The 13046-nt window shown below is 72.9% G+C and carries 9 protein-coding genes; 4 read left to right on the forward strand and 5 right to left on the reverse strand.

Annotation, left to right across the window (positions count from 1 at the left end):
* Positions 1-21 precede the first annotated feature (21 nt).
* Positions 22-240: a hypothetical protein gene (locus ACFY0K_RS13690; RefSeq protein WP_351954930.1), complete on the reverse strand. Its 219-nt coding sequence runs from the start codon at positions 238-240 to the stop codon at positions 22-24.
* 330 nt (positions 241-570) lie between these two features.
* Here ACFY0K_RS13690 and ACFY0K_RS13695 point away from each other — a divergent pair, with 330 nt between their 5' ends.
* Positions 571-2823: a SpoIIE family protein phosphatase gene (locus ACFY0K_RS13695; RefSeq protein WP_390639960.1), complete on the forward strand. Its 2253-nt coding sequence runs from the start codon at positions 571-573 to the stop codon at positions 2821-2823.
* Positions 2824-2977: 154 nt separating this feature from the next.
* Here the strand turns inward: ACFY0K_RS13695 and ACFY0K_RS13700 are convergent, their stop codons facing one another.
* The gene (locus ACFY0K_RS13700; RefSeq protein WP_390639961.1) at positions 2978-4405 is read right to left on the reverse strand and encodes an MFS transporter; all 1428 of its coding nucleotides are present in this window, start codon (positions 4403-4405) and stop codon (positions 2978-2980) included.
* 101 nt (positions 4406-4506) lie between these two features.
* Here ACFY0K_RS13700 and ACFY0K_RS13705 point away from each other — a divergent pair, with 101 nt between their 5' ends.
* Complete coding sequence (locus ACFY0K_RS13705) at positions 4507-5418, forward strand: helix-turn-helix transcriptional regulator (protein ID WP_390639962.1); 912 nt, start codon at positions 4507-4509, stop codon at positions 5416-5418.
* Positions 5419-5567: 149 nt separating this feature from the next.
* Positions 5568-5912 carry an SCO4225 family membrane protein gene (locus tag ACFY0K_RS13710; protein ID WP_390639963.1) on the forward strand — a complete coding sequence of 115 codons (345 nt, stop codon included), beginning with the start codon at positions 5568-5570 and terminating at the stop codon, positions 5910-5912.
* Positions 5913-5925: 13 nt separating this feature from the next.
* Here ACFY0K_RS13710 and ACFY0K_RS13715 read toward each other — a convergent pair whose 3' ends face one another.
* Entirely contained in the window at positions 5926-7377 is a 1452-nt protein-coding gene (locus ACFY0K_RS13715; RefSeq protein WP_390639964.1) for an MFS transporter, read from the reverse strand.
* Positions 7378-7509: 132 nt separating this feature from the next.
* Between ACFY0K_RS13715 and dusB the strand changes: the two genes are divergently transcribed.
* Positions 7510-8652 carry a tRNA dihydrouridine synthase DusB gene (gene dusB, locus ACFY0K_RS13720; protein WP_390639965.1) on the forward strand — a complete coding sequence of 381 codons (1143 nt, stop codon included), beginning with the start codon at positions 7510-7512 and terminating at the stop codon, positions 8650-8652.
* 100 nt (positions 8653-8752) lie between these two features.
* Here dusB and ACFY0K_RS13725 read toward each other — a convergent pair whose 3' ends face one another.
* Both ACFY0K_RS13725 and ACFY0K_RS13730 read right to left on the reverse strand, forming a co-directional pair.
* Positions 8753-10324: a sulfatase-like hydrolase/transferase gene (locus tag ACFY0K_RS13725; protein WP_390640013.1), complete on the reverse strand. Its 1572-nt coding sequence runs from the start codon at positions 10322-10324 to the stop codon at positions 8753-8755.
* Positions 10325-11078: 754 nt separating this feature from the next.
* The gene (locus ACFY0K_RS13730) at positions 11079-13016 is read right to left on the reverse strand and encodes a glycogen debranching N-terminal domain-containing protein (protein ID WP_352353568.1); all 1938 of its coding nucleotides are present in this window, start codon (positions 13014-13016) and stop codon (positions 11079-11081) included.
* Positions 13017-13046 lie beyond the last annotated feature (30 nt).

A 13046-nucleotide genomic window follows, 5' to 3' on the forward strand; every position in this document is an offset into this window, starting at 1 on the left:
GGGCCGCCCAGCCGCTGAACGTCATCGCGAGGGCTGGGTGCCCGCGGGGTCCACGGTGGCCTGGTGGGCCTCGGCCAGATGCTCCTCCGCCTTCAGCCACGGCAGGAACTGCGCGCCCTTCTGCCAGCCGCAGGTGCCGCATTTGATCGTGCGCTGCACCCCCGTGCGCTGCACCCGGACCACGTGCTCCCGGCCGTGCTGGTCCCAGCGGCTGACCTTGCTCTCGTCGATCTGCGGCATTGACGCCTCCGGAGTCGGTGCCCGGTCTGCTCTTCGGCACGTGTCGACGGCGGTCGACGGCAAGGAGTGTGCAGCAAGACCAACATCAACGGGGATTTCTTCACCGGGTTTTGCCGAGGATGTCCCCGGAGTTCACACGGCGCCGGAGACCCGGCCGCGCGGGCCGAGCAGGAGGTCAGGGCGGCCCGGGGGGTGCCCCCGCGGACGTCCCCGGCCCAACCTCCCGATCAAGAACCGGACTTGGTGTACCGGCGGAAACCCTGGACAGGGAATTGACCCTGGCTCAAGATGAAAGCGACCTTGTGAAGCGGCCACCGGCACGGAGAGGCGATGCTGCCGGATCCTCAACGTTTCCTGGCCGTTGCCGGCCGCCGGATCGCGCGTGCCGAAGGCGCGGCCCAGGCCGTCCGTGAGCTGTACCGGGTGACGGTCCCGGACCTGGCGGACGGCATGTTCGTCTATCTCGGCGACCATCCCCCGGACGGGTCGGAGCCGGAGCGCCTGGAGTTGGACGGGGTGCCCGCCGAACTCGGCGGCGCCATGGGCGGATCGCCCCCGCGGTCGCGACCGCTGGCGCCCGACGGCGCGCTCGCCGCGCTGCTGCGCTGCGGCAGGGCGCGCGGCCGCGGTCCTGACGACGTGGACGACGCCCTCCGTGAACTCCTGGGCACGGCACCCCGGCTCCCGCAGGGCAACCGGGTCCTGCTCGCCCCGCTGCGCGCCCCCGACGCCGTGGTGGGCGTCGCGGTGTTCCTGCGCCGCCCGGACCGGGAGGACTTCGTGGACGACGACATCGCCCTGGCCGACGCGCTGTCGGCGCAGACCGCGCTCGGCGTGCGCGAGGACGCCCTCGCCGCGGCGCCGCCCGCCGCGCCGAAGGCCCCGGACGAGGACCGCCTGCGCTACGTCGGCGCCGCCACCCGGCGGATCGCCCGCGGCTTCGACACCGACGAGATCGTGCTCGGCCTGTGCCGGGCCGCCGTACCGACGTACTCCGACGCGGCCCTCGTCTACCTGCGCGACCCGCTCCCGGTCGGCGACGAACGCCCCAACGGCCCGGCCGTGCTGCGGCTGCGCCGCACCGACCGGCTCAAGGGCCCCGGCGCCGAGCTGGTCTGGCCCGTGGAGACGGTGGACGACGAGCAGGACGACCTGGACGCCTCCGACTGGAGCGAGGTGGTGCCCGGCGGCGCCCTCGCCGAGGTGCTGCGCGGGGTCCGGCCGGTGTTCGCCGACACCCCGCCGACCCGCGACGCGCTCGGCGAACTCGTCGGCGCGGACAGCGCGCTGAACGACTGGGTCGGCTCGCACGCGATCCTCGCCCCGTTGCGCGGCCGCCGCCGGGTCACCGGCGCCGTCGTCTTCCTGCGCCGGCCCGAGCGCCCGGCGTTCGAACCCGCCGACCTGCTGGTCGCCGCCCAGCTCGCCACCCACACCGCGCTCGGCGTCGACAAGGCCGTCCTGTACAGCAGGGAGGCCTTCATCGCCGACCGGCTGCAGCGCGCCATGCTCCCGCAGACGCTGCCCCGGCCCACCGGTGTCCGGCTCGCCTCCCGCTACCTGCCGGCCGCCGAGACCGCGCGGGTCGGCGGCGACTGGTACGACGCGATCCCGCTGCCCGGCAGCCGGGTGGCGCTGGTCGTCGGCGACGTCATGGGCCACTCCATGACCTCGGCGGCGGTCATGGGCCAGCTGCGCACCACCGCGCTGACCCTGGCCGGCCTCGACCTGCCCCCGCAGGAGGTCCTGCACCACCTCGACGAACAGGCCCAGCGGCTCGGCACCGACCGCATGGCGACCTGCCTGTACATCGTCTACGACCCCGTCTCGCACCGCATCACCGTCGCCAACGCCGGCCATCCGCCGCCGATCCTGCTGCACCCGGGCGGCAAGGCGGAGGTCCTCACCGTGCCGCCGGGCGCCCCGATCGGCGTCGGCGGCATCGACTTCGAGGCGGTCGAGCTGGACGCCCCCACCGGAGCCACCCTGCTCCTCTACACCGACGGCCTGGTCGAGTCCCGGCTGCGCGACGTGTGGACCGGCATCGAGCAGCTGCGCGAGAAGCTGGCCGCCACCGCCCAGCTGACCGGGCCCGACCGGCCGCCGCCCCTCGAGGCCCTGTGCGACGAGGTGCTCGACATGCTCGGCCCGGGCGACCGGGACGACGACATCGCGCTGCTCGCCGCCCGGTTCGACGGCATCGCGCCCAGCGACGTGGCGTACTGGACTCTGGAGCCGGAGGTCGGCGCCCCCGGCCGGGCCCGCCGGCTCACCCGGCAGGCCCTGGCCGGCTGGGGCCTGGAGGACCTCAGCGACACCGCCGAGCTGCTGGTCAGCGAGATCGTCACCAACGCCGTACGGCACGCCTCCCGGCCGATCAGCCTGCGGCTGCTGCGGACGGACGTGCTGCGCTGCGAGGTGGGCGACGACGTGCCGCAGCTGCCGCGGCTGCGGCAGGCCAAGGCCACCGACGAGCACGGCCGGGGTCTCTATCTGGTGCACCGGTTGGCGCGGAGGTGGGGTACCACTCGGCTCGGCACCGGCAAGATCGTGTGGTTCGAACTGGGCGGTCCCGGCGGCTGAGTGTGCTGAGTGCGCCGCTGAGAGTGCCCCGCTGTGCCGTCCGGCGGGTGCGGCGCCGTCGTGGCTGGTCGCGCAGTTCCTCCCCCAGCCTTCGGCCGGGGGTACCCCCAGCGCCCCTTCGGGGCGCTGCCGCACGGGGCGCCTTACGGGACCGTTAGTTGACCGTGCGGGGCAGCCGCAGGCTCAGCAGGCCGGTGAGCACGGCCAGGCCCAGCTGGACCAGCAGGGTGGTGACCAGGGCGTCCCGCATGCCCTGGTGCGGGACCAGGGAGAGGAACAGGGTGCCCAGGGTGGCCACGCCGAGGGCGAGCGCGGACTGCTGGGTGGTGACCATCACGCCACTGCCCACCCCGGCCCGTGCCGGCGGCACCTCCGACATCACGAGCCGCAGCACGTTGGGCAGTTGCAGGGCCTGACCGGCACCGGCGACGGCGACCCCGGGCAGCAGCCCGGTGAAGTCCAGGTGCGGCCAGTCCCGCCGGGCGGCGAGCACGATGAGGACGATGCCGGCCACCTGGATCACCGACCCGGCGGTCACCACCCGGCTGCCGTACCGGGCGATCAGCCGCGGCCCGGCGAGCGAGACGAACAGGAAGGCGACCGCCATCGGGGCGAGCGCCATCCCGGCCGGGACCGGACCCAGGTGCTCCCCGCTCTGCAGGGCCACGGCGATCACGAACATGAAGCCGCTGAACCCGATCGAGAACGGCAGCATCAGCACCAGTCCCCGGCGCAGCGAGGCGAGTTCGAACAGGCTCGGCGGGACCAGCGGCGTACGGCCCGCCCGGTCGGCGCGGCGCTCCACGGCGTAGAAGGCGACGGCCACGCCCGGGAACGCGGCCAGCGACAGCCACGTCCACAGCGGCCAGCCCGCCGCGCGGCCCTCGGTGAGCGGGGCGAGGAGGGAGAGGAGGGAGAGCGCGAGGAGTACGGTCCCGGGCCCGTCGACCGGCTCGGGCTGCTGCGAGCGGGTCTCCGGCACGAACCGGGCGCCGAGCACCAGCCCGACGACCACGACCGGCACGTTGACCAGGAACACGGACCGCCAGCCGGTGCCCGCGATGTCGGCGGCGACCAGCACCCCGCCGAGTATCTGACCGGCCACCATGGAGAGGCCGGCGGTGGCGCCGTACAGGCTCATGGCGCGCGCCCGTCGGCCGCCGCGGGTGGCGGCCTGGATGGTGGCGAGGACCTGCGGGAGCATCGCGGCGGACGCGGCGCCCTGGGCGACCCGGGCGGCCACCAGCGTCCAGGCACTGGGCGCGAGTCCGCAGGCCAGCGAGGTCAGCCCGAACGCGGCCATGCCGCCGAGGAAGAGCCGGCGGCGCCCGAACAGGTCGCCGAGCCGACCGCCGAGCACCAGCAGCACGGCGTAGGCGACGCCGTACCCGGCGACGACGAGTTCCAGGACCGCCTCGCCCGCGTGCAGGTCGGCGCCGATGGTGGGCAGGGCGACGTTGACGATGAAGAAGTCGATGAGCGGAAGCGCGGCGGCCAGCAGGACGGTGAACAGCCCCGGGCCGCCGAGCGCCGGTGGCGCGGACGGGGACCGCACGGACGCTGTGGTGACGGTTTCGGTCATGCACTCGAGCCTGCGGCCGGCCCCAGACTGGTACCAGAGTCTCCTTGTCCTGGTAGTAGAAGTACCTGGCAACAGGATCGGCGACGGGGCAGGCTGGAGGTATGACGACGACGGCACAGGAGAAGACGGCCCCGCGGCAGACGCCCGCCGCCCAGGGCCGGGGTGCGGACATCCGGCGTCACGAACTGGCCGCGTTCCTGCGCAACCGGCGGGAGCGGATCACCCCGGAGGAGGTGGGCCTGCCGCGCGGTACCCGCCGCCGCACGCCCGGCCTGCGCCGGGAGGAGGTCGCCCAGCTCTCCGCGGTCGGCGTCACCTGGTACACCTGGCTCGAACAGGCCCGGGACATCCAGGTGTCCGTCCAGGTCCTGGACGCCCTCGCCCGCACCCTGCGGCTCGACGCCACCGAGCGCGCCCACCTCTTCCGGCTGGCCGAGGCCGTCGACCCGACCCCGGCCGCGAGCTGCACGGGCGTCACCCCGGCCCTGCAGGAGATGCTCCGCGCCCTGGAGCCCCTGCCGGCCTCCGTCCAGAACAGCCGCTACGACATCCTCGCCTACAACCGCACCTACGCCCGTCTGCTGTGCGACCTCGACGCGGTCCCGCCCGAGGACCGCAACTGCATGATCCTCGTCTACACCAACCCCGAGTGGTGCCGGTCGATCGTGCACCTGGAGGAGACCCGCCGCCTGATGGCCGCGAAACTCCGCGCGTCGATGGCCGGCCATCTCGCCGAGCCGGCCTGGAAGATGCTGGTGAAGCGGCTGGCCGCGGAGTCCGCGGAGTTCCGCGAGAACTGGGAGCGCTACGAGGTGGTGAACCCGGGCTCCAGGACCAAGGAGTTCCTCAACCCGTACGTCGGCCACCTCACCCTGGAACACACGGACCTGTTCCTGAACCCGGGGTCCGGGGCGCGGATGGTCACCTACGTCCCGGCCGACAGGGACACCCGGGAGCGCCTGGAGCGGCTGCACGACCTGGCGCTGACGGGTACGGCGCAGCCGAACTCCTGACCGGGCCACGGGAATTCGTTCGCACAACTGAGTACGCGTACTCAGGACCCGGGTGCCGTCCGCCACGGACCATGCTGGAGGGGAGAGGAAGCGACGCAGCGACGCCACGACGCACGACGAATCGACGACCGGCCACGGGGGAGAAGAAGATGGAATCCGGCCCGGCCCGCACCGTTGTCCGGCTGATGCTCACCAACCGCCTGTCGGTGGCCTACCTGGTCCTGGTCGCCGTCGTCATCGCCAAGGCCGTCGTCGACTCCGCGCACGCGGACGAGCACGGCTCCGACTACGCCTGGCTCTGGCCGCCCCTGGTCACGTTCCCGGTCTTCCCGCTGCTCGCGGCGCTCGGCAGGACGGCCTGGCGCACGGACACCCCGGACTGGTTCTTCGTCGGCACCGTCGTCGTCTCGGCACTGCTGCAGTCCCTGGCCCTGGGCGCCCTGCGGCAGGCCGTCCTGGCCCGGCACCGGCGCTCGGAGATCAGCTGTTCGTGACGCGGCGGGCCGGCTAGACGCGCTCCGCGCTGCCCACGGCCGCGCGGATCTCCGGGGCCGCCAGCCGCTCCGCGGCCCGCTCCGCCGTGGCACGGGCCCAGCCGCCGTTGGTCACGGCGCCCAGCAGCAGGACCGCGAGGCCGCAGCCGGCCAGGATCCACCAGCCGGGGCGGGCGGCACCCACGAACCGGTCGGCGTACGACGACGAGCCGATCCCGGAGGCAAGCACCGCGCCGATCACCGCGACGCCCAGGGTCTGGCCCAGCTGGCGGCTGGTGGAGGCGACCGCGGCCGCCACGCCCGCCTGGGACCTCGGCATGCCGGATACCGCGGTGTTGGTGATCGGGGCGTTCACGAAGCCGAAGCCGATGCCGAACAGGACGTAGCCGAGGAAGAGGGTGGTGTCCGAGGTCTCCGCCTCGAACGCGGCGAACAGCACCGCGCTCGCGGTCATCGCGACGCCGGCAATCACCAGGGGCAGCCGCGGGCCCCGGCTGCCGACGAGGCGGCCGGCCAGCGGGGCGCACAGGAACATCGGGACCGCCATCGGCAGCATCCACAGGCCCGCGTGCAGGGCGTCCAGGCCGCGCACGTTCTGCAGGTAGAGCGTGGAGAGGAACAGGAAGCCGCCGAGGGACGCGAACGCGCTGATCGCGATCACGGTCGCGCCGCTGAACGGTGCCGAGCGGAAGAACCGCAGGTCGATCAGGGGTTCGTCGCGCCGCGGCTCGTACCAGAGGAGGCCCAGCAGGGCGGCGAGGGCCACCGCGGCGAAGGGCAGGACGGTGTCCGTGCCCGCCGTCGGCGCCTCGATGATCGCGTACGTCAGCGAGCCGAACAGGGCGATGACCAGCACCTGGCCGACCGGGTCGGGGCGGCGGGCCTTCGGTGCCCGGGACGCCGGCACGAAGCGCAGCGTCAGCAGGACGGCCGCCAGGCCCACCGGGAGGTTGACCCAGAAGATCGCCCGCCAGCCGACCGACTCCACGAGCAGGCCGCCGACCAGTGGCCCGGCGGCCATGGATATGCCGACCACCGCACCCCACACGCCGATCGCCCGGGCCCGCTCGCGCGGGTCGGTGAAGGTGTTGGTGATGATCGACATCGCGACCGGGTTGAGCATCGAGCCGCCCACCGCCTGGATCATGCGGAACGCGATCAGCGAGTCGAGGTTCGGCGCGAGGGAGCAGAGCAGGGAGCCGATCGAGAAGACGACCAGGCCGGTCATGAAGACCTTCTTGCGGCCGACCCGGTCGCCCGTGGAACCGGCGAGCATCAGCAGCGAGGCGAGGACCAGGGTGTACGCGTCGATCGTCCACTGCAGGCCCGCCGTCGAGGCGTGCAGTTCGCGCTGCATGGACGGCAGGCCGACATTGAGCGCGGTCGTGTCGAGACTGACGATCAGCAGGCTCATACAGCAGATCGCGAGGACGAGCATGCGGCGGCGGGGGCTGAGCTCGGGCATGCCTCTCATCGTACGCCCATTTCGATAGTGCGTCTAACTAATGAGTGATACATGATCGTGACGGGGCGTGCCGGAGAGGCGGTTGTCCACAGGGCCCGACGAGCACCGCCCGGCGTACGGGACAATGGGGGAATGCCCGAGTCCACGTCCCCCCTTAAGGTCGGCCCGCACACCGTCCGGCCGCCGGTCGTCCTCGCCCCCATGGCGGGGATCACCAACGCGCCCTTCCGCACCCTGTGCAGGGAGTTCAGCGGCGGCAAGGGGCTGTTCGTCAGCGAGATGATCACGACCCGGGCGCTGGTCGAGCGCAACGAGAAGACCATGCAGCTGATCCGCTTCGACGAGACCGAGAAGCCCCGGTCCATCCAGCTGTACGGCGTCGACCCGGCCACCGTGGGCAAGGCCGTCCGCATGATCGCGGAGGAGGACCTGGCCGACCACATCGACCTCAACTTCGGCTGCCCGGTCCCGAAGGTGACGAGGAAGGGCGGCGGGTCGGCCCTCCCGTACAAGCGGAACCTGCTCCGCGCCATCCTCCGCGAGGCCGTCTCCGGCGCCGGTGACCTGCCCGTCACCATGAAGATGCGCAAGGGCATCGACGACGACCACATCACCTACCTCGACGCCGGCCGGATCGCCGTCGAGGAGGGCGTCACCTCCATCGCCCTGCACGGCCGCACCGCCGCCCAGCACTACGGCGGCACCGCCGACTGGGAGGCCATCGCCCGCCTGAAGGAGCACGTCCCGGAGATCCCCGTGCTCGGCAACGGCGACATCTGGTCGGCGCAGGACGCGCTCAGGATGGTCCGCGAGACGGGCTGCGACGGGGTCGTGGTCGGCCGCGGCTGCCTGGGCCGGCCGTGGCTCTTCGCGGACCTCGTCGCCGCCTTCGAGGGCCGCCCGGAGGACGTCCGCGAGCCGTCGCTCCGCGAGGTCGCCGACGTCATGGTCCGGCACGCCACCCTGCTCGGCGAGTGGCTCGGCGACGAGTCCAAGGGCGTCGTCGACTTCCGCAAGCACGTCGCCTGGTACCTCAAGGGCTTCGCGGTCGGCAGCGAGATGCGCAAGAAGCTCGCCGTCACGTCCTCGCTGACCGACCTCCGCGCCGGCCTGGACGAACTGGACCTCGACCAGTCCTGGCCCACCGGCGCCGACGGCCCCCGCGGCCGTACGTCCGGCAACAACCGCGTGGTGCTGCCGGACGGCTGGCTGAAGGACCCCTACGACTGCGCGGGCATCACCGAGGACGCGGAACTGGACACTTCGGGGGGCTGAGCGCCGCGCCCGCAGGGGCGCCGGGGGTACCCCCGGCCTTCGGCCGGGGGAGGAACTGCGCGATCAGTCCCCACCGGGCCGCGCCGGGCGAACCGCACGCTCAGTTGGTCTTCGGGTGCGGCGTGGAGCCGTACGCCGCCAGGAACTTGTCGCGGAACGCGCTCATCTTCCACACCGGGGCGTTGTGCGCCGGCCGCAGACCGTCGGTCCAGTTCCAGGAGTCGATCGCGTCAAGCACCTTCGGGTCCTTGGCGACGATCGAGATCGGCACGTCACGGCTGGCGTGGTTGCCGCTGACCCGGGCGATCGGCTGGTGGTCGCCGAGGAAGACGAGCACCGTGTTGTCGTTGCCGTAGCGCTCCAGCCACTCGGTGAGGGCGGTCACCGAGTACTGGACCGACTTGCCGTACTCCTGGCGGGACTTGGTGGTGTCGGCGATGACGTCGGACGCCTTGTTGCCGGCCTTCTGGATGGCGTTGAAGACCGAGCCGTCGCCCAGCTGGTCCCACGGCACCATCTTCGGGATCGGCGCCCACGGCTGGTGGCTGGAGGTCAGGATCAGGAACGACATCCGGGACTTGCCGTCGGCCGGCTTCTTGCTGTGCACCCGGTCCTGGAACTGCTGGAGCGCGTACTGGTCGGGCATCGTCGACCAGCTGAACTTCGGTCCCTTGTAGCCGAGCTGGAAGGCGTTGTAGACCTTGTCGAGGCCGTAGTAGCTCTGCTCCGGCCAGCCCTTCTGGATCCCCGGCATCACGCCGACCGTGTCGAAGTCACCGGTCTTCTGGAACGCCTTGGTGATGCTCATGTGGTCGCTGGCCATCACGGTCCGGTACCGCTGCTGGTTGCTGACCCACAGGCCCGACATGGTGGTGGAGTGCCCGAGCCAGCTGCTGCCGCCGTAGGTCGCCGACGTCAGCCAGCCGCTCTTCGCGTGGTAGCCGGCCTTCGCGAGGGCCTGGGTCCGGACGGCGAGGGTGTTGTCGACGCCGGGTGCCTCGATCGGGTCCTCGATGGCGCTGCGGCCGTAGCTCTCGATGAACGTGAAGACGACGTCCTTGCCGCGCAGGCTGGTCAGCAGCTGGTCGGGCGGGGTGTTCCCGAAGGCGTCCACCTTGGCGACCTTCCGGAAATCCGCCTCGTCGCGCAGGGTGTCCCGCACCTGCTGCGACCTGACCTTCAGCGCGACGGCGGTGCGGTCGGAGGCCAGCGGCACCCCGTTGAAGCCCTGGAGGCCGAAGGAGGAGCAGGTGATCCAGACGACCCCGGCGATCAGCGTGCCCCGGGTGGCCCGCCCCGGATGCCGGGCCAGCAGATTGCTCAGCCGTACCGTCGCCAGGGCGAGCAGCACGAACAGCAGCAGCAGGAGGACGACGGCGCTGACGCTGACGGCGACGGTGGCGGTCCGCCCCAGGGTGTCCTCCAGGTACGACTCGGCGTCGCTGAGCAGGCTCCAGTCCAGGACGGGGTTGAAGTTCCGGCCGAGGTATTCGTAGAACCCCATGTCCATGAAGTTGATCAGGGTCAGCGCGCCGAGTACGACACCGAACACCACGGCCAGCACGATCCGGGGCCTTCGGGGCAGCACCAGCGCGACGGCGGCGGCGACGACCCCCTCGGACGGTATCCGCAGGAACTTCGCCGGCCCGAACCCGACGAGGGAGTTCGGCATCACCAGCGCCGCGATCACGAGCACCGCGCAGAGCACGGTGACGCCGATCGACAGCGCGGAGGAAGCGGTGGGATGCGCGTCCCGCCAGGCCTGCCGCCGCTCCCGGACCCGCCCACTCCAGGCGGCCCACCCGCGCCGACGGGGACGAGGGCCGTCTTCCGGGACGGGGACGCTCCCGGATCCGGCCTCGGTGCCGACGGCTGCGGCGGCTTCGGTCTCGGTGCCGACGGCGGCGGCTTCGGACTCGGGCCCGGTCCCGTCGGCTTCAGACTCGGTCTCGGTCCCGTCGGCGACTTCCGGTTCGGTGCCGGCTTCGGCTGCTTCGGCTTCGGTCTCGGTCTCGGCGGTCTTTTCGGGCGTGGTGTCGTCCGGCTCGGCGACGGGCGCGGACTCGGCCGTGGCCGCCGCCGGCTCGGACGTCGGGGCCTCGGATTCCTCCGGCGGGGTTTCGCGTTCGGACGGCCCGGACGGAGTGTCCGATGGCTGGCGAATGCTCGTGTGCTGAGACAACCCGGAGGTCCTTCCGTGCGAGACCCGTGAAACGGAAGCGGGCCAACGCTCGGAGGCCGGACCCGCCACATGTCCGTACGGCCCTCATTAGGCCCGTGTTCAGGCCATTCGGCAAACACCGGGCAAACACAGCGCCTGCAGGCGCCCCCGAAGGGGCGCTGGGGGTGCCCCCGGCCGAAGGCTGGGGGAGGAACTGCGCGACCAGCCCCCACCCACCCGCACCCGACGGACGGCCCCCAGCCCCCTACGCCCCGCCCACGGCAGTCAGCAGCGCCAGCGGAGCCGCCGCCGACCGGGACTCCCGCACGCACGCGTGCGGATACGGCACCGGCTCCGGATGCGAGTCCCTCCCGTACCCGGCCAGCACCTCCGGCAACCGGTGCCCGCCCGCCGTCGCCGCGTCCACCAGCCCGTGCGCCACGGTCCGGGCCTCGTCGTGCAGCCCGTACCGGGCCAGCCCCAGCGCGATCAGCGCGTTGTCGTGCGGCCACACCGACCCGCGGTGGTACGACAGCGGGTGGTACGCCGCCTGCCCCGCGGCCAGCGTCCGCACCCCCCACCCCGAGAAGAAGTCCGGCTCCAGCAGCCGCCGACCGACCACCTCCCCGTACTCCTTGTCCAGCAGCCCGGACCACAGCAGATGCCCGGCGTCCGAGGCGAGCGCGTCGACCTGCCGGCCCTCCCCGTCGAGGGCCAGCGCGGGGAAAGCGGCCTCCCGCATCCAGAAGTCCTGCTGGAACCGGTCCCGCAGATCACCGGCGGCCTGCTCCAGGAGCGCCGCGTACGTCTCGTCGGCCCACACCGTCCGCGCCAGCCACGACGTCCGGCGCAGCGCGTCGTACGCGTACCCCTGTGCCCCGGCCGCCATCACGGTCCCCATCGGCCGGCTGCCGTCGGCGGAGCAGATCGCGCCGGGGGAGTCCTTCCAGTTCTGGTTGGCGAGGCCGCCCTTGTCCGCGCGGTAGACCAGGTAGCCGCGCGAGGTCAGCCCGCCGTGGTCGAGCATCCACCCGACGGCCGCGCGGGCGTGGCGTTCGAGCCGCCGGGCCATCTCGGCGTCCCCGGTCTGCTCGACGTACGCGCCGAGCAGGATCAGGAACAGCGGGGTCGCGTCGACCGAGCCGTAGTAACGCCCGTACGGCACCTGCCCGAAGTGGGCCAGTTCGCCGTGGCGCACCTCGTGGACGATCTTCCCGGGCTGGGCCACCGAGTGCGCGCCGGTCTCGGTGGCCTGGGTGGCGGCGAGGGCGGGCAGGGTGGCGGCGGCCAGGCGGGGGCGGTAGGGCAGGGCGAAGAGGGAGGTGAGGAGGGCGTCGCGGCCGAGCAGGGTGAGGAACCAGGGGGCCCCGGCCGCCGGGACCCTGAGCTCCTCGCCGTCCGGTCCGGTGGCCGGCACCTGGAGCGCGGCGAGGTCGGAGAGGCCGCGGGCGCAGGCCGCCGCCAGCTCGGGCCAGCCGGTCGGGAAGGCGACGCCCTCCACGAACTCGCCCTCCAGCGCGAGGAGCTGTTCGTTCAGCGCGGCCGGGTCGCGGGGCACCCGCAGGGCCCGCTTGTCGCCGTGCGGGCGCGCCATCACCCGGACCAGCAGCTCGGTGGTGCCGTGCGGTGCCAGCTCCAGCGTCCACACCATCCGCCGGGCTCCGGTCCCGGTCTCCTCCACGCCGTCCGGGGCCGGCTCGGCGGTGATCGTCGTACAGGACCGCCACTCGCCCCGGCGGTAGCCGAACTCCAGCCCGTCGTCGAGGACCTGGCGGGAGCGGACGGCGCCGGACTTGGCGTAGGTGCGGTGGTCGGCGCGGAGCTCGAACTGGTCCGTGAAGTCGGCGTCGGCGGTGATCGCGAGCCGGATCGTGGTCGGCACCGGGCGGTTGCTGGTGACCCGCAGGGATTCGACGAACGAGCCGTCGCCGACGGCCTGTTCCCGGAAGAGCGTGTGCGCGGGCGGCTCCTGGCGGCCGCCGCGCGGGACCAGGACACAGCGCGTGCCGTCCCCGTCGGCGACCGGGGTGAGCACCTCGGGCAGCGCCCCGTCCACCGTCAGCTGCCAGCGGCTGAGGTGGCGGGCGTCCCGTACGAATAACCCGTCCGGGGAGCCGCCGCCCCGCACGCCGCTGATGTCGCCGCGGTCGTCCACTGCCGCGAACGTCGTGCCGTGCACGAGCAGATGATGCCGGTCCGCCATCCCCGGTCCCCTCCTTCGTCCCTCTGGTCG

It is taken from the genome of Streptomyces sp. NPDC001507 (genome assembly GCF_042894765.1).
Lineage (GTDB): Bacteria > Actinomycetota > Actinomycetes > Streptomycetales > Streptomycetaceae > Streptomyces.